General features: G+C 62.4%; 19 protein-coding genes and 2 pseudogenes. 12 read left to right on the forward strand and 9 right to left on the reverse strand.

Annotation, left to right across the window (positions count from 1 at the left end; all coding sequences use genetic code 11):
• Window positions 1–750, reverse strand: a complete 750-nt coding sequence (locus tag HK436_RS11890; protein ID WP_244648913.1) for a DUF3750 domain-containing protein — start codon at window positions 748–750, stop codon at window positions 1–3.
• 66 nt (window positions 751–816) lie between these two features.
• Here HK436_RS11890 and HK436_RS11895 point away from each other — a divergent pair, with 66 nt between their 5' ends.
• Entirely contained in the window at window positions 817–1,821 is a 1,005-nt protein-coding gene (locus HK436_RS11895; protein ID WP_173190210.1) for an asparaginase, read from the forward strand.
• Here the strand turns inward: HK436_RS11895 and HK436_RS11900 are convergent.
• Window positions 1,818–3,191 carry a TIGR03808 family TAT-translocated repetitive protein gene (locus HK436_RS11900; protein WP_173190212.1) on the reverse strand — a complete coding sequence of 458 codons (1,374 nt, stop codon included), beginning with the start codon at window positions 3,189–3,191 and terminating at the stop codon, window positions 1,818–1,820. The genes HK436_RS11895 and HK436_RS11900 overlap by 4 nt on opposite strands.
• Before the next feature lie 108 nt (window positions 3,192–3,299).
• Between HK436_RS11900 and HK436_RS11905 the strand changes: the two genes are divergently transcribed.
• Window positions 3,300–3,767: a GreA/GreB family elongation factor gene (locus tag HK436_RS11905; protein WP_173190214.1), complete on the forward strand. Its 468-nt coding sequence runs from the start codon at window positions 3,300–3,302 to the stop codon at window positions 3,765–3,767.
• Between the two features lie 24 nt (window positions 3,768–3,791).
• On the opposite strand, the gene HK436_RS11910 is transcribed toward HK436_RS11905, so the two are convergent.
• On the reverse strand, window positions 3,792–5,216 hold the full coding sequence (locus tag HK436_RS11910; protein WP_244648914.1) for a methylmalonyl-CoA mutase family protein: 1,425 nt from the start codon (window positions 5,214–5,216) through the stop codon (window positions 3,792–3,794).
• Between the two features lie 238 nt (window positions 5,217–5,454).
• Between HK436_RS11910 and HK436_RS11915 the strand changes: the two genes are divergently transcribed.
• Window positions 5,455–7,017, forward strand: a complete 1,563-nt coding sequence (locus tag HK436_RS11915) for a helicase HerA-like C-terminal domain-containing protein (protein ID WP_173190218.1) — start codon at window positions 5,455–5,457, stop codon at window positions 7,015–7,017.
• Between the two features lie 63 nt (window positions 7,018–7,080).
• Here HK436_RS11915 and HK436_RS11920 read toward each other — a convergent pair whose 3' ends face one another.
• A complete protein-coding gene (locus tag HK436_RS11920; RefSeq protein ID WP_173193403.1) occupies window positions 7,081–7,806 on the reverse strand; it encodes a L,D-transpeptidase in 726 nt (241 codons plus the stop codon).
• 249 nt (window positions 7,807–8,055) lie between these two features.
• Window positions 8,056–8,704 (reverse strand): annotated as a pseudogene (locus HK436_RS11925) (haloacid dehalogenase type II).
• A 158-nt stretch (window positions 8,705–8,862) separates the two neighbouring features.
• Here HK436_RS11925 and HK436_RS11930 point away from each other — a divergent pair.
• The 4 genes from HK436_RS11930 to HK436_RS11945 all read left to right on the forward strand — a co-directional run bounded on the left by HK436_RS11930 (window position 8,863) and on the right by HK436_RS11945 (window position 12,018).
• Entirely contained in the window at window positions 8,863–9,729 is an 867-nt protein-coding gene (locus HK436_RS11930; protein ID WP_173190220.1) for a branched-chain amino acid aminotransferase, read from the forward strand.
• A 122-nt stretch (window positions 9,730–9,851) separates the two neighbouring features.
• A complete protein-coding gene (locus tag HK436_RS11935) occupies window positions 9,852–10,454 on the forward strand; it encodes a superoxide dismutase (RefSeq protein WP_173190221.1) in 603 nt (200 codons plus the stop codon).
• Between the two features lie 184 nt (window positions 10,455–10,638).
• Window positions 10,639–11,070: a c-type cytochrome gene (locus HK436_RS11940; RefSeq protein WP_173190223.1), complete on the forward strand. Its 432-nt coding sequence runs from the start codon at window positions 10,639–10,641 to the stop codon at window positions 11,068–11,070.
• A gap of 24 nt (window positions 11,071–11,094) precedes the next feature.
• Complete coding sequence (locus tag HK436_RS11945) at window positions 11,095–12,018, forward strand: cytochrome c (RefSeq protein WP_173190225.1); 924 nt, start codon at window positions 11,095–11,097, stop codon at window positions 12,016–12,018.
• A 6-nt stretch (window positions 12,019–12,024) separates the two neighbouring features.
• Here HK436_RS11945 and HK436_RS11950 read toward each other — a convergent pair.
• Window positions 12,025–14,122 (reverse strand): annotated as a pseudogene (locus HK436_RS11950) (S9 family peptidase).
• 411 nt (window positions 14,123–14,533) lie between these two features.
• Between HK436_RS11950 and HK436_RS11955 the strand changes: the two are divergent.
• Window positions 14,534–14,953 (forward strand): Ros/MucR family transcriptional regulator, encoded by a 420-nt coding sequence (locus HK436_RS11955; RefSeq protein WP_173193405.1) that lies wholly within the window; start codon window positions 14,534–14,536, stop codon window positions 14,951–14,953.
• A gap of 71 nt (window positions 14,954–15,024) precedes the next feature.
• Here the strand turns inward: HK436_RS11955 and HK436_RS11960 are convergent, their stop codons facing one another.
• The gene (locus tag HK436_RS11960) at window positions 15,025–15,315 is read right to left on the reverse strand and encodes a cytoplasmic protein (RefSeq protein ID WP_312860589.1); all 291 of its coding nucleotides are present in this window, start codon (window positions 15,313–15,315) and stop codon (window positions 15,025–15,027) included.
• 210 nt (window positions 15,316–15,525) lie between these two features.
• On the opposite strand from HK436_RS11960, the gene HK436_RS11965 reads away from it, so the two are divergent.
• Together HK436_RS11965 and HK436_RS11970 are read left to right on the forward strand one after the other, a co-directional pair.
• Window positions 15,526–15,936, forward strand: a complete 411-nt coding sequence (locus tag HK436_RS11965) for a helix-turn-helix domain-containing protein (protein WP_194248527.1) — start codon at window positions 15,526–15,528, stop codon at window positions 15,934–15,936.
• Between the two features lie 70 nt (window positions 15,937–16,006).
• Entirely contained in the window at window positions 16,007–16,744 is a 738-nt protein-coding gene (locus tag HK436_RS11970) for a DUF6456 domain-containing protein (protein WP_244648916.1), read from the forward strand.
• Between the two features lie 5 nt (window positions 16,745–16,749).
• Here HK436_RS11970 and HK436_RS11975 read toward each other — a convergent pair whose 3' ends face one another.
• Entirely contained in the window at window positions 16,750–17,184 is a 435-nt protein-coding gene (locus HK436_RS11975) for a SufE family protein (protein ID WP_173190229.1), read from the reverse strand.
• 31 nt (window positions 17,185–17,215) lie between these two features.
• The gene (locus HK436_RS11980; protein WP_173190231.1) at window positions 17,216–17,590 is read right to left on the reverse strand and encodes a DUF5330 domain-containing protein; all 375 of its coding nucleotides are present in this window, start codon (window positions 17,588–17,590) and stop codon (window positions 17,216–17,218) included.
• A 456-nt stretch (window positions 17,591–18,046) separates the two neighbouring features.
• Here HK436_RS11980 and HK436_RS11985 point away from each other — a divergent pair, with 456 nt between their 5' ends.
• Together HK436_RS11985 and HK436_RS11990 are read left to right on the forward strand one after the other, a co-directional pair.
• On the forward strand, window positions 18,047–19,831 hold the full coding sequence (locus HK436_RS11985) for a sensor histidine kinase (RefSeq protein WP_173190233.1): 1,785 nt from the start codon (window positions 18,047–18,049) through the stop codon (window positions 19,829–19,831).
• Window positions 19,832–19,907: 76 nt separating this feature from the next.
• Window positions 19,908–20,681: a peptidoglycan-binding domain-containing protein gene (locus tag HK436_RS11990; protein ID WP_312860590.1), complete on the forward strand. Its 774-nt coding sequence runs from the start codon at window positions 19,908–19,910 to the stop codon at window positions 20,679–20,681.
• The last annotated feature ends 1 nt before the right edge of the window (window position 20,682 follow it).

The raw sequence follows: 20,682 nt of genomic DNA on the forward strand, positions 1-20,682 counted from the left end.
CTACCAGATGTCGGCGACGCCAATGCTGCCCAATGCCGGCACCTTGAGCGCCGGGTTCACGAAGTCGACGCCGGCGACGACACCGAGCAGATGGACCTCCAGCCCGCTCCGCGCCCCTAGGGCGAAACCGGCCAGGCCGCCCAGCGTGACATGAAGGTCCCGCCGATCGGGCGCCAGCCGCACGGAGGCAAATCCGGGGGCATAGTCGCGCCCGGTCGCGTTTGGCGGTAGCCTGATGCCGATGCCGGGGACCTCTCGCAGCACATGGGCGACGAAGCTGTTCGAGTTCGGCCCCGGCCAGATGCGATAGCCGCCATTGTTACGCCAGGGGTAGTCGGCAATCGCCGCTTCGACCTGCGGAATGAGACGCTCAGCCTCTTCGCCGGTGATGGAATGGACGAAGAAGGGCCGGTTCGAGTACCAGTGCGCGTCGGCGGGATAGCCGTTGCGCCGGATCGGCATACCCCAGCCGACCTTGTCGTAGCGCTCGTAGTTCGCCTCGCCGGGGCGCTTGATGACGATCCAGCTATGCACGGCGAGAGCACCCTTGAGCCCACCAGTGCGCGCCGCCAGCACATGGATGGCGGCCCCGGGCGCCTGCGCGGGCGGAAGCACGCCACTGGACTGCCAGTTTGCGGCACGCCATGAGGCCGGACGGTCCAGCATCGCCCACCAGGCCGAGGTGGCGGCGACGGGCAACAGGAACACGACCACGAAGACGGCGAATGTGCCCTTGAGAATCTGGAACAAGCGAAAGCCTTTGCGTCGAACGGTATCAGAGATTACAGCCTCGGAACGCGAAATTCCGGTGAGATAATGGCAAATCCAGTCCTCGTTGAAGTCACGCGCGGTAACATCGTCGAGAGCCGGCATCGCGGCGCGGCCATGGTGGTCGATGCCGACGGCAAGGTGGTGCTCTCGATCGGCGATGTCGAGCGTCCGGTTTTCCCTCGATCGGCGGTGAAATCTATACAGGCACTGCCGTTGTTGGAATCGGGCGCCGCCGACGCTTACGGATTCGGTGAACGCGAGATCGCGCTGGCCTGCGCGTCGCATTCGGGCGAGCCGGAACATGCCGCGCTCGCGACCGCCATGCTTGCAAAGGCCGGGCTGGACGAAACGGCACTGGAGTGCGGCGCGCACTGGCCGTCTGGGCAGGAGGCGGCGCTGGACCTTGCTGCCGGCGGCGGAAAGCCCGGAGCCCGGCACAACAACTGCTCCGGCAAGCATTCAGGATTTTTGTGCACCTGCCGCCATGTCGGCCTGGAGCACAAGGGCTACGTGCGCGCCGGGCATTCGCTGCAGGAGATGGTGCGTGAGGCGATGGAGGCGGTGACCGGGGCCGCTCACGGCGCGGATGTCTGCGGCACCGATGGCTGTTCGATCCCGACCTATGCGGTGCCGCTGAAGAACCTCGCGCTCGGCTTTGCCCGCATGGCGACGGGGCAGGGGCTCGGGACGGAGCGGGCGCGCGCTGCAAGGCGCATTCTGGCCGCCTGCATGGCGGAACCGTTTTATGTTGCGGGCACCGACCGACTGGATACCCGCCTGATGAAGGCTACGGCCGGCCGAATCATGGTCAAGACCGGCGCAGAGGGCGTTTATTGCGCCGCCGTGCCCGAGCTTGGTCTGGGCGTCGCCATCAAGTGCGACGATGGCGCTGGCCGGGCCGCCGAGGTGGCGGTGGCAGCCATCCTGGCGAAGTTGTTGGCAGACAATGCCGAACTGGCAGGCGCTTTCCGGGATATGGCAAATCCTGTGCTGCGCAACTGGAACGGGATACAGGTCGGCCGGCTGAGGCCGACTGCCGAGCTTGTCTAGCTCACGAGATTACGCTCGACCCTCAGATGGGCGAAGCGGGTATCGTCGTCGCCGGCGAGATCGCCTGTGGCGGGATCGGCCCAGCGGTATCCGACCACCCCGCGCTCCACGGCTTCGATGATGTTGTCGGCGACAATCGCCGAACCAGCGCCTTCGACCACCGAGACGGCGATGCCTTCGCCCGCCATGCGGATGACATTGCCGGTCGCAGCTACATTGCGCAGGAACGGTCCCCAGCCGAGCATCATGCCGTAGCGGGGTGCTTTCTCGATCACGTTACCGCTGACAGCGGCTTCGGCCTCGACGCTGATGCCGATGCCGAAACCGACGGCCTCGAAGGCTTCGTAAGGAGCTTCATCGACGAGGTTTCGCACGATGTTGCCGTTGCAAACGGCCATGCGGCCACCCTCGTTGGAATTGGCGATGGATATGCCGACTGCCGCCCCGTCGACGATATTGGAACTAATGACAGCCCCTTCGAACGAGAATTCGGAGTATATCGCCGTTTCTCCCGAGCGCAGGCACTGGTTGCCGGTGATGTGGACGTTGCCGGCGCTGTTCGCGCGAATGGCCGAGAAGGCGCAGTCGGCAACGTGGTTGTTCGAGACGATGACGTTGTCGGCGCGGAAGACATTGATGCCGTTGCCATATTGGCCGGTACCGCCGCTGCGCGCGCCGATCCGCTCGATGCGGTTGTTGATGACGATCGAACCGTCGCCCGCCGCCTCCCAGCGATGCACGAGAATGCCGCCATCGGCACAGTCGGCGACGACGTTCGATGCGATCCGCATCCGGCCGGCTTCGACGCTATAGAGCGCGTACTCGGCAGCACCCGTGATCGTCGATCGCTCGACGGAGCCCGAGACGCGCTCTAGCGCGATTGCCGAGCGCGCGCTGTCGGTCACTTCGCACCGGTCCATGGTGAAGGAAGCCACACGGCGCATCTCGACCAGCGCCTGGGCCTGTTCGCCGAGCGGCCGGTTGGCACCGTCGATCGAGAAGCCCGTGAGGTCCACGGTAGAGGCGTCTTCGGCGGCGAAAAGGAAGCCGCCGCCACCATAGACGATACGGGTCGTGCCCGGCACGCCGATCAGCCGCGTTTCGCGCGGGAAGCGGATGTTGGAGACGACATAATCGCCCGGCGGCAGGAATACGGGCGCGCCGCGCTCGTCGGCCGCGTCGAGCATCTTCTGGAAATTGCGGCTCTGGTCGTCGACAGCGCCGGGCCGGACGCCGAATTCTTCCGCGTTGATGGAGCCGCGGATGGCGGCCGTCACGGTCAGGTCCGACAGAGGTGAAGCCATCGCGCGCGTTGCCAGCCCGCCAAGCGCGAGGCCAATACCTGTTGCGAGAAACTTCCGTCTGTCCATCTTCGATACAATCCCGTCCTGTCAGACAAGCCGAAGCATGAAGCGTGCCATGCGTCGGTGGATCGGCTCGCGCTTGCCGATTCCGGGGTTCGGACCTAGATTCACTCCATGAGCAGAGCTTTTACCCGAGAAGACGATGGCGACGGCGCGCTGCCCGATATTGGAGAGCGGCCCGTCAGCCAACACCGAAACCTGGTGACCCGCGAAGGGCTTGCCGCGATCGATCACGAAGTCACGCGATTGCGCGAAGAGCTCGCACGCGCGGAGGCGGAAGGCGTGCGCGAACGCATAGCGCTCGTTTCGCGAGATCTGCGCTATTGGAATGCACGGCGCGAAACGGCCGAACTGTCAGAGCCGCATGACGACAAGGTCGTACGTTTCGGCATGCATGTCATTATCGTCAACGACGACGATGAACGGCGCACCTGGAAAATCGTGGGCGAGGACGAGACGGACGTCTCAGCCGGCAAGATTTCCCACGTTTCGTCAATGGCACAGGCGCTTTTCGGCAAGAGCGTCGGAGACGTCGTGACCGTTAGCGGCAAGGATTGGGAAATCGTCGAACTCGGCCTTTAAGGCGTGTCGCGATAACAGACCAAGTCAATCGTCCAGAAGCGCATCGAGACGCACGGGCGGCAGCTTCTCGCAGAAGACCACCCCGTCCGATGGGGGATTGCGGCGCTCCGTTGAAAGCGTCGGCGCGGCGCCCTCGTCTGTACCCTGCCCGTGCAGCGTGGTGCCGACGATCTTCAAACGGTCATCGCGCAAACGCTGGGTGCGTCTTTCGCGCGCCTCGACAACCCGCTTCTGAAGCCGACCAGCAGCGAGACTGGCAAGCAGACCGCCTTCGGATTCGATCTGCCGGAATTCCTCCCAGGCTGCCTCGCACAGCGAAGCGGTGAGGATATCCAGGTCTTCGGAGCCGGTCTGCGGATCGCCGAGCAGGCTGAGATTGGTCTCGTTCGCCAGAATGAGCTGCGCATTGCGTGCAAGCCGCCGCGCTTTGGATTCCGGCAATCCGTGTGGAAGCGTATGCGGCAGCACGCTGATTGTGTCGGCCCCGCCAGCCGCCGCGGCGAACGCTGCCAGCGTAGAGCGCAGAATGTTCGTCTCGACAGCCCGCGCACTCATCATCCTGTACGACGTTTCGACGTGCACCTTGGTCGGCGAAGGCGGAATACCGCATGCTTCCTGCGCCTTGGACCATAGCTTGCGCAGAGCCCGCACCTTCGCGACCGACAGGAACTGATCCTGGTCGACGGACAAGGCGAAACCGATGTGAGGCGTAGCATAGACAAGCGGCTGGCGCGCTTCCTGGAACATGCGCAGGTGAGAGACGGCACTGGCCAGCATCGCGCCGAGCTCCTGTGCCTCCGTCGCGCCGGCGTTGTGGAACACGCGGCCGTCAGCCTCCAGAAGCACAGCCGGAATGCCCATGCCGAAGAAATGCGCCAGCGATTGCGGCATTGATGCCTGCAAGGCCTCGATCGACATCCGCAGACTGCCGTTGCCGGCAAAGATGGCGGCTGGATCGATGCCGAAGGACAGTCCCAAACGCGTCGGGTCAACCTTCTTGCGGCGCATCAGTTCGACGATCCAGTCGACGGACGCGCGGCTCGACGGATGAACGTCGATGCGCAGATAGATCCTGTTCAGGGGAATGTTGTGGAGGGCTGCTGCAAGCGCCTCGGGCTTGGCAGGAAGGCCGAAGCCGAAAGCGTTCGGGGCATCCTCGAAGACGATTGCCAGGCCGGTTGCCCCGTTGGCGATGTCTTCCTGAGCCTGCGCATTCGCACGCTTGGCATCCGAATCGTCTACGCGCTGCACGACGGTCCATCCTGCCGCCGCTCGTGACATCAGCCCAGGCCGAGACCGGTCCTGCCTGATGCTTTCGAATTGCAGGTCGGCATAGGATGGCACTGCGGGCGCTTCGGTGTGCGCAGCCGTGGGGCCACGCACCGATTCCAGCCATTGCGAACGGCCGATCGGCGGAAAACTGCCGGTATTTATGATTGCAGCTTCCATGCCTGCTCCCATCTCCGCCTTATGGCGAGCGTCGTCGCAAGTTTAGGATGCACGCCAGCTTGCTGCAATGCGAAGCGGCACCCCCGATAGGCTTATCACGGCTGATGACGGCATTTCATGAACGCGTGTGTTCATTCGGCAACGGCTAGCATCATCCGCATTGGCAGGGTCCGCCGGGGTGGCTATACCGGCTGGGCAGCCCGTGCCGGCCACGGAAACGATAGCGGAGAGGGAACTCATGTGGGACGAGCAGCAGAAGAGCATATTTCTGGGGGCCAGTCGCAAGCCGGATGACAGCTATCAGCAGCCCGAGGAATTACTGCTGAAGTTCGGCAATCGCCACGGGCTCGTGACTGGCGCGACCGGCACCGGCAAGACGGTGACCCTGCAGATCCTGGCAGAAGGTTTCTCCAATGCGGGTGTTCCGGTCTTCTGCGCCGACATAAAGGGCGACCTGTCCGGCATAGCAATGATGGGCGAGGCCAAGGACTTTCTGCTGAAGCGCGCCGAAACGATCAAGCTGGAGCCGTATGAGTTCGGCGAGTTTCCGGTCATCTTCTGGGACCTGTTCGGCGAGCAGGGGCATCCGATCCGGGCGACCGTTTCGGAAATGGGACCGCTGCTCCTGTCGCGCCTGATGAACCTCTCCGAGGCGCAGGAAGGCGTCATGAACATTGCCTTCCGCATCGCCGACGAAGAAGGCCTGCTGCTCCTCGATATGAAAGACCTGCAGGCGATGCTGGCCAACATGGCCGAACGTGCGTCGGAGATCGGTGCGCGCTACGGCAACGTATCGCGGCAGTCGGTCGGCGCGATCCAGCGCCAGCTCCTGGTGCTGGAACAGCAGGGTGGTACCTACTTCTTCGGCGAGCCGGCGCTGAAGATCAGCGACATCATGCGCACCACGCGCGACGGGCGCGGCGCGATCAACGTGCTGGCAGCCGACAAGCTGATGATGAATCCGCGGCTTTATGCAACCTTTCTGCTCTGGCTGCTCTCCGAACTGTTCGAGGAACTGCCCGAGGTCGGCGATCCGGACAAGCCGAAGCTGGTGTTCTTCTTCGATGAGGCGCACCTGCTGTTTGACGAAGCGCCGCGCGCGCTGGTCGAACGCGTCGAGCAGGTGGTGAGGCTGATCCGCTCGAAAGGCGTGGGCGTTTATTTCGTCACGCAAAACCCGCTGGATGTGCCGGAAACGGTGCTGGCGCAGCTCGGCAACCGCATCCAGCATGCCCTGCGCGCCTATACGCCGCGCGAGCAAAAGGCGGTGAAGACGGCCGCTGATACGTTCCGCCCCAACCCGGATTTCAATTGTTTCGAGACCATCACCCAACTCGGCACCGGCGAGGCGCTGGTTTCGACGCTGCAGGAAAAAGGCATCCCCTCGATGGTGCAGCGCACGCTTATCCGGCCGCCTTCTGCGCGGATGGGTCCGATCACCCCGGACGAGCGCAAGAAGGTGATGGGACTGAGCCCCGTGGCTGGCCAATACGATCAGGCCGTGGACCGCGAGTCGGCGTACGAACTTCTTCAAAAGAAGGCCGAGGAGGCAGCCAAGACCGCCGAGCAGGAAGAACGACAGGCCGAGAAAGAAGCCGCGAGCGAAGGCGGTTCCGGCTGGACGCTACCCGATTTTGGCGGCTCCAGTGGCGGAAAAGCGCCGCGTAAGACTTCCGGACGTAGCGGCTACCAGCGTCAGACCGTGACGGAAGCCGCCATCAAGTCAGTCGTGCGCACGGTTGGTTCGACGCTCGGCCGCGAACTTGTCCGCGGTATTCTGGGCAGCTTGCGCAAGCGGTAGCGCTAATAAAGAAGCGGCGGAGCGCTGACTCCGCCGCTGAACTCTCACCTGCGCATCATCACTTCAGGCAGTGACGCGCAGGCCCGACGTGACAACGATTGGCGACTTTTCCGCCACGCGGTCATACAGGTCCATGACATCCTGGTTGATAAGGCGCACGCAACCTGAAGACACCGATTTGCCGATCGACCACCATTCCGGCGAGCCGTGAAGGCGGTAGAGCGTATCCTTGCCATCCTGGTAGATGTAGAGAGCGCGCGCGCCGAGGGGATTATTCACGCCGGCGGGCATCCCGCCTTCCCACTCGTTGGTACCCGGCACCTGCCGTGCGGTGTATTTTTTCAGCTCAGGCTGGCGCGCGATCATTTCTTCCGGCGGGAACCAGCGCGGCCAATGCTGCTTCCATTCGATCACGCCATTGCCCGACCACTCGAAGCCCTGACGGCCAAGCCCGACGCCGTAGCGCATCGCGCGACCAAAGCGCTGCACGACGTATAGGAAGTGGTTGGAGGTGTCTACCACGACCGTTCCAGGCCGTTCGCCCGTTGGGTCCGGTACGACCTGACGCAGATATTGCTTGTCGATCCGGTCGAACGGCACTGCCGGTACGGCGTGTCCACCGTCGTTCACCGCCGCGTACATGGAAACCGGCGCTCCCAGTTCGGGTTCGATAGGGCGAGCTTCCTCGATCACACGGTCACGTCGGGGCGGGCCGCTCGTAGTGCAGCCCGCGAGGGCGGTTGCAGCGGCCGCAGCCGTTGCGGACGCAAGCAAAGAGCGTCGGGTCATCAATGGATTGGTGGGGGCGGCGGACACGTCGGCTCCTTGGACGATTCAAGCGACAGAAATGAAGCGGAAGCCGGACACGAGTTTCTCCCCGAAACCAATCCCCGATCCGGCTCCGTGGACAGGTGATCCTGACTTTGTCAGAAACATGGATAACAATTACCTAACACAGCCGGTGCTCGACCACTGTTGCCGCACCGCAACAGAGGCGGCAAATGACTTTCAACGGCGTGGTTGTCGGAGCTAGAGGGCCTACAGCCCGTCGAGCGACGGAAGGATGAGCGCGGGCGGGTGATCCCTGTATTCGTCCGGCTGGCCGGTCCGATTGATCCACACTGTCCTGAACCCGAATTTGTGAGCTCCCGCGACATCCCAGCGGTTGGAGGACTGGAATGACACCGACTGCGGGTAGAGGCGCCATGCGGTCGTGACCATCTCGTAGACATCTGGAACGGTCTTGTAGCGACCGATCTCATCAACGGAGAACACTTCGTCGACGACGGTGTCGAGCGCGGCCGATTTTACGGCCGATTCCAGCATGGCCGGCGAACCGTTGGACAGGATCGCAATGCGCCCCCGGCGGCCTTGAGTGCTGCGAGTACGGCCGGAACCTCGGGAAAGCAGTCGAGTCGCCAATAGGCGTCCAGCAGTTTGCCGCGCAGCGCGGATCGGCGGTCGGAACCTTGAGGAACGCATAGTCGAGCGCTTCTTCCGTCAACTGCCAGAAGTCCCGGTAGCTGCCCATCAGTGTCCGGACCCATGAATATTCAAGCTGCTTGGCCCGCCAGATCTCCGAAAGGACCTGTCCATCGGGCCCTATTTCGCCGGCATGGCGGCGCACGGCCGCGTGCACGTCGAACAGTGTACCGTAGGCGTCGAAGACATAAGCGGAATGGGTCATGGCAGTTGCACCTTTCGCGGCCGACTTGATCCCAATGGCAGGATGCGGTCAAGCGATGGCTGCCGTTGGGGCTGGACCGAAAGAAGCCGCCTCGCTGTCGGTTGACGCGGCGCGGCAAAGGCCGTTCGATGGTGTACATCAGAAGAAGGAAAGCCAGCATGAGCCTGTCCACCCCAGCGCAAACAACCACATGGACATTCGTCGATGGCGACTGGCACGAGGGCAACGTGGCCGTTGTCGGCCCGCGCAGCCACATCATGTGGCTCGGCTCAAGCGTCTTCGATGGCGCACGCTGGTTTGAAGGGGTTGCCCCCGACCTCGATCTTCATTGCAAACGCGTCAATGTTTCCGCGATCGCGCTCGGCCTGAAGCCGACCAAGACCCCCGAGGAAATCGTCGCGCTGACCTGGGAAGGGTTGAAGAAGTTCGACGGTAAGACAGCGGTCTACATACGGCCGATGTACTGGGCCGAGCACGGCGGCTATATGGGCGTGCCCGCCGATCACGAATCGACGCGCTTCTGCCTGTGCCTCTACGAAGCGCCGATGCTGGAGCCGACCGGCTTCTCGGTTTCCGTGTCGCCGTTCCGTCGCCCTACCATCGAGACGATGCCGACCAACGCCAAGGCCGGCTGCCTTTATCCCAACAACGGCCGCGCAATTCTCGAGGCGAAGATGCGCGGCTTCGACAACGCGCTGGTGCTCGACATGCTCGGTAACGTGGCCGAGACAGGGTCTTCGAACATCTTCATGGTCAAGGACGGTCATGTGCTCACGCCGGCGCCGAACGGCACCTTCCTGTCCGGCATCACCCGATCCCGCACGCTGACGCTGCTTGCCGAGGCGGGCTACAAAGTGGGCGAGCGCACGCTCAGCGTTCGCGATTTCATGGAGGCCGATGAAATCTTCTCCACCGGCAACCACTCGAAAGTCGTGCCAATCGTGCGTATCGAGAACCGCGACCTCCAGCCGGGGCCGGTCGCCAAGAAGGCCCGCGAACTCTATTGGGAATGGGCCCACTCCTGATCTTTGGCCTGATCGCGGAGCAATTTTCACATTCCGCGCGGAACGGTGTTGCGCCCGTGCGGATTGCCCCTATGTAGAAGCTGAGCCATCAACCCATTCATTTAAGCAAGGGAGAATTTGCCATGGCCTTCGAACTGCCCGAACTGCCTTACGATTACGAGGCCCTGCAGCCCTACATGTCGAAGGAAACGCTGGAGTTCCACCACGACAAGCATCACAAGGCCTATGTCGACAACGGCAACAAGCTGGCTGCCGAAGCGGGCATGGAAGATCTCTCGCTGGAAGAGATCGTGAAGCAGTCGTACGGCAAGAATCCCGGTCTCTTCAACAATGCGGGCCAGCATTACAACCACATCCATTTCTGGAAGTGGATGAAGAAGGGCGGCGGCGGCAAGAGCTTGCCGGGCGCGCTGCAGAAGGCGGTCGACAGCGACCTCGGTGGCTACGACAAGTTCCGCTCAGATTTCATCAATGCCGGCACCACCCAGTTCGGTTCCGGCTGGGCGTGGCTGACGGTCAAGAACGGCAAGCTCGAGATCACCAAGACGCCGAACGGCGAGAACCCGCTGGTGCACGGTGCCGAGCCGATCCTCGGCGTCGATGTTTGGGAGCATTCCTATTACATCGACTACCGCAACGCGCGGCCGAAATATCTGGAAGCCTTTGTCGACAGCCTGATCAACTGGGATTACGTGCTGGAGCGGTACGAAGCGGCGACCAAATAAGCTCCGTATCGATCGGACATTGGAAAGGCCCCGGGCGACCGGGGCCTTTTATTTTGCCCGGACGCGGCGCGCGATCACGCAACCGTGACGAGTGTGCCGGGCGATTTGACTTTGACTATGCGAAGAATCCGCGAAGATCGGTCCGAAATTCCGTTCCAGCCATTGCCAGATATCGGAGCCCTTCATGAAATTGTTCGCATATGCCGCAGCAGCTCTTACGGCCATGAGCGTCGCCGCCGCCGCCGACGCGTTGGAAGACCGGCAGAACCTGATGAAGGAGCGTGGCAGCTTGATGCGCATTCTGGCGCCGATCGCCCAGGAAAAGCAGCCGTTTGACGCGGCAACCGTGCTCGATGCGCTTGAGAAGATGAACGCGAACGCGCAGGCCACCACCGACGTGGCGGCACTTTGGCCCGAGGGAAGCAATACCGGCGATACCGAATCGTCTCCGAAAGTATGGGAGGACATGGCAGGGTTCCAGGCAGCCAACGACAAGTTCGCCGCCGACACGGCAGCGGCAGTCGCGGCTGCCCCGCAGGATCTCGCCGCATTCCAGGCGGTCTTCCGCCCCGTCGCCAGCAATTGCGGCTCCTGCCACGAAGCCTATCGCATGTAGGCTCGGGCCATCGCATTCGCCTCGATGTCCCGTTCCGGCAAATTTCTGCTGAGCCTGGCCGTGTTGGCGCTGGCCGGAGTCGCAGCCTTCTGGTTCGCCAGTGCGCCGCAGCCGCTGGATGATGCAGCGCTGGCCGAACTCGAAGGCGGCGATGCCGGGCGGGGCGAACAGATATTCTGGGCAGGCGGCTGCGCCTCCTGCCATGCGGCGCCCGGAGCGACTGGCGACGACCGGTTGGTTCTTGTCGGTGGTGTCAGGCTTGAGACCCCGTTCGGGAACTTCGTCGCGCCGAATATCTCCCAGCACCCACAGGATGGCATTGGCGGCTGGTCGGCCGGCGATCTGGGCAACGCCATGTTGCGCGGCGTTTCGCCGGCGGGCGAGCATTATTATCCTGCCTTTCCATATGGGTCATATACCCGGATGAAGCCCGGTGACGTAGCCGACCTTCACGCGTTCCTGATCACGCTTCCGGAGGTGGAGGGCAAGGCGCCGCAAAGCGAAATCGCTTTCCCGTTCAGCATGCGACGCGGCATCGGTCTCTGGAAGATGCTCTTCCTGAACGATGAGCCTGTCGTGGCGCTCGACAATCCATCCGAAACGATCGCGCGCGGTCAATACCTTGTCGAGGGTCCCGGCCATTGCGGCGAGTGTCACACGCCCCGCAACGCGCTCGGTGGGCTCGACAGGGGGCAATGGCTTGCCGGAGGTCCCGCTGCCGAAGGTGGGGGCAGGGTGCCCAACATCACCTCCGGCGAGGGCGGGATAGGCGACTGGAGCGAGGCCGAAATCGCAGACCTGCTCGAGACCGGTTTCACGCCCGATTTCGATTCAGTCGGTGGCTCGATGGCGTCGGTCATACGCAACATGGCGGAACTGCCGTCTTCGGACCGTGACGCCATCGCCGCCTATCTGAAGGCCATACCCGGACATCCTGATGGATCCTGAACGATCCTAGGCCTTGCCTACGACCTTCAGTGCGAAAGCGTAGCCGTAGGCGATTTCCTCAAGGCGGGAGAAACGGCCCGACGCACCTGCGTGGCCCGCGTCCATGTTGATGCGGAACAGGACCGGATTGTCGTCGGTCTTGCGCGCGCGCAGCCGCGCGACCCATTTGGCAGGCTCCCAATAGGTAACGCGCGGATCGGTGAGGCCGGCGACCGCGAGGATCGGCGGATAGGCCTGGGCGGACACGTTGTCGTAAGGTGAATAGGCCGCAATCGTTCGATAGTCGGCCGCAGATTCAATCGGGTTGCCCCATTCCGGCCATTCCGGCGGGGTCAGCGGCAGGGTTGCGTCGAGCATTGTGTTGAGCACGTCGACGAACGGAACCTCCGCGATGATGCCGGCGAATGCCTCTGGCGCCATGTTTGCGACGGCACCCATCAGCATGCCGCCCGCAGATCCACCCTGAGCGACGATGCGGTCGTGGCTGGTCAGCTTCTCGGCAACGAGGCGGCGCGCGGCGGCAATGAAATCGGTGAAGGTGTTTTGCTTGCGGTCCCGCTTGCCGTCTTCGTACCAGCCATAGCCCTTGTCCTTGCCGCCGCGGACATGCGCGATGGCATAGACGAACCCGCGATCGACCAGCGAAAGACAGTTCGTGTTGAAGGATGCCGGGATCGCGATGCCGTAGGAGCCATAGCCGTAAAGCAGGCATGGCGCGGTGCCGTCGAGCGGCGTGTCCTTGCGGTAGAGCAATGACACGGGAACCAGTTCGCCATCCGCCGACGGCGCGAGCAGACGCCGTGTCACATAGTCGTTCGGGTTGTGGCCGGAAGGCACTTCCTGCGTTTTCAGAAGCACACGCTCGCGGGTGCGCATGTCGTAATCGTAGACCTGCGCGGGGGTGGTCATCGACGAGTAGCTGAAGCGGATGATGTCGGTTTCGTATTCGTAAGAGCCGGCCAGTCCAAGCGAATAGGCTTCTTCCTCGAAGGCCACCACGTGCTCTTCGCCCGTAGCTCGGTGGCGCACGACGATGCGCGGCAGCCCATCCTTGCGTTCCAGCCGGACAAGGTAGTCCCGGAAACCCATGACTGACAGGATCAGCCGTCCAGGCTCGTGCGGGACCAGTTCGGACCAGTTCGCCTCGCGCGGATCGGACACCGGTGCCGTCATGATGCGAAAGTCCTTCGCGCCCCCGAGTTCGTGAGGACGAAGAAGACATCGCCGCCTTCCTCCAGATCGTACTGAATGCCCGCTTCGCGGGCTTTCACGAGAACCGGTTCCGCGTCGGGTCTGGCAGCGGGCAGCAGACGGTACTCGCTCGTTTCGTGATCGCTGATCGAGATCATGATCCAGTCGTTCAGGCGGGTTCCGCCCACGCTCATGAAGAAGCCCGGATCGGTTTCCTCGTAGACCAGCCTGTCCTGCGCGGTATCGGTGCCAATGCGGTGGTGGAAGACCTGCGAGGGGCGATGGTTGTCATCCAGCCTGGTGTAGAAAAAGCCGTTGTCGGTGGCATCCCACTGGCCTTCTCCGCCGGTGTCGGCGATCAGGTCTGCGAGGTCCTCGCCGGTCTGAAGGTCGCGAACCTTGAGCGTGTAGAACTCGGAACCCTTGTCGTCGAAGCCCCACACAAGCCGCTCGTGGTCGCCAGCGTGATCGACGCCTCCGATACGGAAATAGGCCTTGCCCTCGGCTTCCGCGTCACCATCGATGAGTATGGCCTCCTCCCCACCTTCGCGCGGAACGCGGAAAAAACGCGGATGCTGGCCGCCGGTGCGGTAGGACGTACCGTAGGCGAAAGGACCATCCTTCATCGGCACGCTCGAATCGTCTTCCTTGATCCGCCCCTTCATCTCGCCGAAGAGTGTTTCGCGAAGGGGGCCGTGTCGGCCATCAGCGCCGTTTGATACGCGTTTTCCGCCTCCAGGTGCGACCGGATCGCCGGATCGAGCTTCGACGGATCCTTGAACATCTCCTGCCAGTTGTCGGCGCGCAGCCAGGCGTATTCGTCGACGCGCTCGATTCCGTGACGCACATCGCTATGCGGGCGTTGTTCGGCGCCTGGCGCGGTGGCGGTCGAAAACCTTGCTGTCGATGACATGTTGCTTGCTACTCCTCGTCGATGGTCGTGGGAACCGACATGTACTGGCCCGCCGGTCAGACGCGCAGGCCATGCGAATAGGCAGATGTGGTGAGGGGCGCAAGGGATGCCAAGCCCAGACGATTTCGGACCGGGAAGCCACGCCTGGCGTCTTCGGTCCGACAGCTAGGCCTCGTCTATGACAACTATTGAATTGAGCAAATGCCCAAAGAAGATCGATATGTCTTATACTGATACTTAATTTGATTTTTTGGGAAAATAGAAGATGAAGAATTGACTTGCTGTACTGTTGGCCCCATGTATGCGGCGTAACGCGAATCGGAAGGTGCAACACAAATGCGCCCGTGCGTTATATTCCGGGAGCGGACATGCCTCGGAAGGTGCAATTTCTTACCATACTGGGGCCAAATGATGGACATTACCGAAACTCCCGCGAGAAATGACGAGATGCTGATCGAGCTGACCGCCGATGTGGTGGCAGCTTATGTCAGCAACAATCCGGTTCCGGTCGGCGATCTTCCTAATCTGATCGCGGACGTTCATGCTGCACTCGGTCGCGTCGGCGGTGCGCCGGAAGTGGCGCCGGTAGACAAGCAGAAGCCGGCGGTGAATCCGAAGAAGTCGGTTCACGACGACTATATTGTCTGTCTCGAGGACGGAAAGAAGTTCAAGTCGCTGAAGCGGCACCTGATGACCCATTACGGGCTGACGCCCGACCAGTACCGCGACAAGTGGGGTCTGGATGCGAGCTATCCGATGGTCGCGCCGAACTATGCGGCAGCGCGCTCTCAGCTTGCGAAGAAGATGGGCCTGGGCCGCAAGCGCAAATAGGCGCTGGGTCCTACATCGCTTTGATTAGACGAAAGCGGCGTCGGTGGCGCCGCTTTCGTGCGTTAAGGCCACTAGTCGAGCAGCGTGCCCGCACTGTGTCGCAGTCGGTTCAGCGTTTGCTTCAATGCGATGTGCCGATTGAGATCGTAGCTCCAGTGGCGGCGCATGCCCCGCAGACGCTCGCGCTCGATCAGCCGCTCAAGCTTGAGCGCAATCCTTTTCTTTTCAACCCGCGGCGCCGATAGCGCGTCGGCAAGATCCACCCCGCACGTGAGAAAAAGCGCCGCCGTCTGCCCGGCAACGCGCTGTTCGTGATGCTTTTTGCGCTGGAAGGCATGGATGTCGCTGCAAAGTGTGTCCACCGGAAAGCTCCTTCTTGTCTTGATGCCTGGATCATCGGTGGTGGCTGGACCCGGTGGATAAAGTCATGCGCGGAAATGACGGTGGCCAGAAAAATCGGCTTCAATTTCAGAGCCATAGGAATTTTCCGGGTTAAATTAGTTCTCTGTTTGTTCACACTCTGATGGCGCCTTGATATAAGAAATCATTCCTATTCATGGGGTGAGATCTTGTTGTCCACGGCGCTAAAACAAACGGATGAGACGGAAGGCGATACCGCAGCAGTTGCTCAATCGCCTGCTGCCCGTCTGCAGAAGCTTTCCCCCGCCGAACGAGTGCCTGCGATCTGCGATGCGGTGATCGACATCGCTGCTGCGCTTTTCAATGTCAGCGGGCGTGAACTGCGCCATCCCGGCCGCTCGAGTCTGAGCGTCAGCAGGGTCAGGCAGATCGCAATGTATGTGACCCATGTCGCTCTTGGGCTGAGCATGCGCGAGGTCGGTCAAGGTTTTGGCCGCGACCGGACGACCGTCCTTCACGCGTGCCACCAGATTGAGGACATGCGGGACGATCAGGAATTCGACGGCATCGTTGCGATGACCGAGCGGGTGATGACGGCGGCGCTGGGGCGTCCGGGAGAATAGAGAGGCTTACATGATGCAAGGTAAGGGGGCTGTGCGCGCGATGCGGTTTCTTGCAAGGGGAGCTGCATCCTTGCGCAAGGCAGGCGCGGGCGGCGCAACACTGCTTGAGGGCGGTGATCGCGGAACGATCGCGATCGAGACGGATGCGCTGGGGCGCCTGGCGAATGCGGGGCTGGTCTCGATTTCCGATGAAGAAATCAGGCTGACGGAGGTCGGAACGCGCTCGCTACGAGAAGTGACTACCATGCAGGTGGAACAACCGCAGGCCCGCAGTGAGATCGGCGCCGCCACGGTTGTGGTGGAGGGCGCGAGCCAGTCTGTATCGATCAACCATGCCGAGTCGCCACTTGCACTTTTGTGGCGACGCAAGGCGCGCGACGGCTCACGCTTCCTAGAAGCACGGGAGTTTCGGGCAGGCGAGCGCCTCAGGTCTGATTATACCCGCGGGCAGCTTGTGCCGCGCCTGGGCGTCAACTGGAACAGCTTCGGCACGGGGCACGCGGACGGCGGCGGTGCGGGCGGCATCGCCGACCTGACCGACGCGGCTCTCGCGGCGCGCAAGCGGGTCGACCACGCGATCAGCGCGGTGGGCCCGGAACTTGCGGGCGTGCTGGTCGATGTATGCTGCTTCCTCAAAGGGCTCGAGCAGGTGGAGGCCGAACGAAGATGGCCGGCACGCTCGGCAAAGGTGGTGCTGAAATCTGCGCTTTCGGCGCTGGCACGACACTACGAACCGAACCCCGCCTCTCGGGCTCGGGAGCCTCTGCTCCATTGGGGAACGGATGATTACCGTCCGACCATTCGCTGAGCTGATCAGGATACTGCGGGCGCGGACAACGCGTCTTCCGCCTCGCGGCGGATGCGCTGAACCATCGAGCGCAATCCATTGGCCCGCTGTGGCGTGAGATGCTCGTCGAGCCCCAGTTCCCGCAGCGTTGCTTCCGCATCGGTGGCAAGGATTTGCGATGCCTTACGGTCGGAATACAGTGCAAGCAGGATAGCGACCAGCCCTCGCACGATATGGGCGTCGGAATCGCCGAGGAACTTCAGCGTCGGATCATCGCCCTTGCCCCGGGTCGTGTGCAGCCAGACCTGGCTGGCGCAACCGCGCACCTTGTGGGCGTCATCACGAGCGTCGTCCGGATAGGGAGGCAGGTCTCCGCCCAGTTCGATCACGTACCGATAGCGATCCTCCCAATCGTCGAGGAAGGCGAAGTCGTCGCGGATGGTTTCGATCGTGGCGCTCATCGCCCGGATATAGAGTGTGCCGCCTTCGCTGTCACTCCTGCGGGCGTGCCACGGGCTCGGAGGGCGTCGGCACCGATCCGGTGTGGATCGGCTCAACCGGCGGGACAAGGTCTGAACTCGCAGCCATATTGGACGTCTCGCCGAAATGCTCGTCCAGCAAGCCGTAGGCGATACGCGCGCCTTCGCGGGCCCGGACACCGATCGTCTGCATGGCAGACCGTCCCACGTCACAGACATCCGGCTGACGTTCACACAACCCCGCCATATCGCCGATTGCCGCACGGGCCGCAAAGAAGGCCTCGATGGCTCCCACGGTGGGCTGGCCTTCGTTGTTCTCGGCCCCGCCGAACGGAATCAGCAAGAGCACCAGCGACAGCCAGAAAGCAGACTTGATCAGGAACCCCATGACTTCACCCTCGATATCAGCGCGGACTCATCCCCAATTCCGCGAATGCAGTCATACAATGCACGACGCGCGCAAAAGACCGCTTGCGGCACTCGGTCAGATTCGCATCAAATTCAGTTCAAATTTTAGCTTTCCGCATTCGTATCGATCTTGAATCTGAGTTGATACGAATGCTTGTTAGGTCAGTCGCTGCTTAACTATATGAAATTGCGTGCATAATTGGCCTGCCTGATTGGCCGGCGTCTCATTTCGAGGTGCCGGTTCGGGACGATCCCGCCCTTACCCTCTGTTTACCATGGCGCGAATTCGGCCCTTTCTGCAGCGAATAATCCTTTGGAAAGCGGTGTCTCGGGGCCGATCGCGGCGTCGCGTTTATTCATTCCTTAAACCGCGGCTGCGAGTGTCGGGGCCAATGAGATTGATCCGCAAAAGCGGACACTGTGCGAGTGCGTTGAGTTGAGTGCAGATGCAACCAGACCGGGCAACTGGATCACAGGGCTGATCGCGGTAAGCGAGCGCCTTGTCCATCCTGCCGTGCACGGAAATGAGCGTGAACGGCAGCATCGCCTGCTGGTCGCGCTTCTGGCTGGACCCTTCATCCTGACGGCCGCGATCGTGCAAGTTACGATGCCGGCTTATGGCCCTTCGGTCAGCATGGCGCTTCTATGTGCCACCTACGGGCTGAGCTGGCTGGCGGCGCTGACAACAAGTACTCGGGGCTCTTCCCGCACAATGGAGATCGCGGTGCTCGCGGGCGCGGCAGGCGTCTCCGGTCTGCTGGTCGCTTTGGGCGGCGGTTTCAGTGCGCCGCTGGCGGTTCTTGTGGCTGCATTGGCGGCTGAAATCTATTGGATCAGCCGTTCGCGCAACGCCGCCATGATCGGCGGCGCGATGGCTTTCGGTTCAGCCGTTCTATTTGGTCAGGCAATTGCAGCCGAGGGCGCATCGATGTCGGCCTGGGTCTGGGCGACGCCATTGCTCTACGTCGCGACGCTCGTTGGCCGTTTGCTGAAGTATGAGCCACGGAATCAAAACGGTGCCGTCGATCTCGCCAGCGTTCTGCCTGAAGCCTGTTTCGATGCGCTGGTTGCAAGGATCACCCGCGTTGGCGAAGTGGAGAACGCGTCGAGCCACGCCTTGGCCACGCTTGGCGTCGAGCCCGAGTTGCTGCTTGGCACCGGACTGTTCGAGCGCATTCATGTGGCAGACCGGGTCGCGTTTCTGTGCACGGTGGCAGACGTTCACGACAGCGGCAGGCCGGCGCGGTGCGAGCTGCGTATCCGCATGCCGATGACGGTCGACGGGAGCAGGGGCGGCTACCGGCACTTCGATCTCGAGATTCTGCGCGCACGCAAGGGTGACGATACGGTTGTCGCCATCGTGCGCGACGGACGGGAAATAGCCGAGCTTCGCGGCGAACTTGCGCGCGCCGTTGAACAGGCGGGTGCGATGGAAGTGGCCAAGAGCAGGTTCCTCGCCGCAGTCAGTCACGAGCTGCGCACACCGCTGAACGCGATCATCGGGTTCTCGGACATGCTTTTGCATCCGGAAATTTCCGGCGAGTTGGCGGCCAAGCAGGCCGAGCACGTGCAGTTGATCGGCGAAGCGGGCAATCATCTGCTGTCGGTCGTCAATGCGATCCTGGACGTCTCGAAGATCGAGTCGGGCTCCTATCAGATCTATGTCGAGCCGTTCGATCTTAAGCCGGCCGTGGAGATGTGCCGGGCGATGCTGGAGCCGCAGGCAAAGGCAAAGAACATTGCGCTGTCCGTCAGGCTGCCGCAGGGGTTGAGCCCGATTGCGGGAGACCAGCGGGCGGTGCAGCAGATCCTGCTCAACCTTTTGTCCAACGCCATCAAGTTCACGCCTGACGGTGGCAGCGTCAGCGTCAGCGCGGCTTCGCACGGCGATACTGTTCGTATTTTCGTCAACGATACAGGCATCGGCCTGTCATCGGACGAGCTGGCTCAGGTCGGAAGGCCGTTCGTGCAAGTGCACAACGACTATACGCGCCAATTCCAGGGGACGGGCCTCGGGCTGTCGCTGGTCAAGGGGCTGGTTGAATTGCATAAGGGCACGATGACCATCGAGAGCGCCACGGGGCTGGGCACGACGGTGACAATCGGCCTGCCATCGGCAGCGCCCAGCGAGCTGGGCGGCGATGATGACGAGAACGAAGTTGAGGCAACACGAGGCGAGAAAGGGGAGAGATATGGCATCGCGCTCCGCAAGACCGCCTAGGCGCCGTACGGCGGCTGAGGAAATTTTTGACGAGGGAAGCGGCGTCGCAGCTTTCCTGATGCGCCATAGGATGGCGGTGGGCGGCTTGACCGCATTCGCAGTGGCGTTTTCCTATGTCGCGGCAAATGCGGTCTGGTATCAGCCCCATGCCCACGGCAGCGCATTCTTCGCAACGCGGCCGCTCGTGGCTACGCCGGAAAGTGAATTCGCAGGCGGCGGAGCAGAGATCGCCGACGGCGAGACGGTGATCCGGCTGGAGCGCGAGGAGCAGACTTCGTCGGCAGAGTTGCCGTCAGCTCGACCGCAGACGACGCAGACACCGGCGATAGAGACGCTGATCGCCGCGCCCGCGCCGAACCCGGCCGAAGTGCCCATGCCGGCAATCTCGCCGCGAGGCGATCCGGTCGTAGAGGACGTCCAGCGCATTCTGGCCGAGCTGAAGCTTTACGACGGCAAGATCGACGGGCTGACTGGCCCGCAAACCCGCAGCGCCATCGAGGGCTATCGCAAGATGGTCGGCCTGAGCGTCTCAGCGGAAATCGACGATCAGCTTCTGACGCAGCTTGGCGCGGCGCCGCGTTCGGTAAGCGGGGCCCCGCCTTTGCCTGAGGGTTCGCCAGGTACTGACCTGATCGAGACGTCGTCGGCTGGGGTCGGCGATGCCACCGTCAAGCGTATCCAGGCCGGCTTGAAAGCGTTCGGGAATGAGGGGATCGAGGTCGACGGGGTCGTGGGTTCCAGGACGAGGTCGGCGATACTCGAGTTTCAGTCGCTGTTCGGCCTTCCCGAGACCGGCGAGCCCGACGAGGCGCTCTATGCGAAGATGCGCGAGATCGGCCTTGCGGACTGAG

The sequence above is a fragment of the Neoaquamicrobium sediminum genome (assembly GCF_013240295.1).
Lineage (GTDB): Bacteria > Pseudomonadota > Alphaproteobacteria > Rhizobiales > Rhizobiaceae > Aerobium > Aerobium sediminum.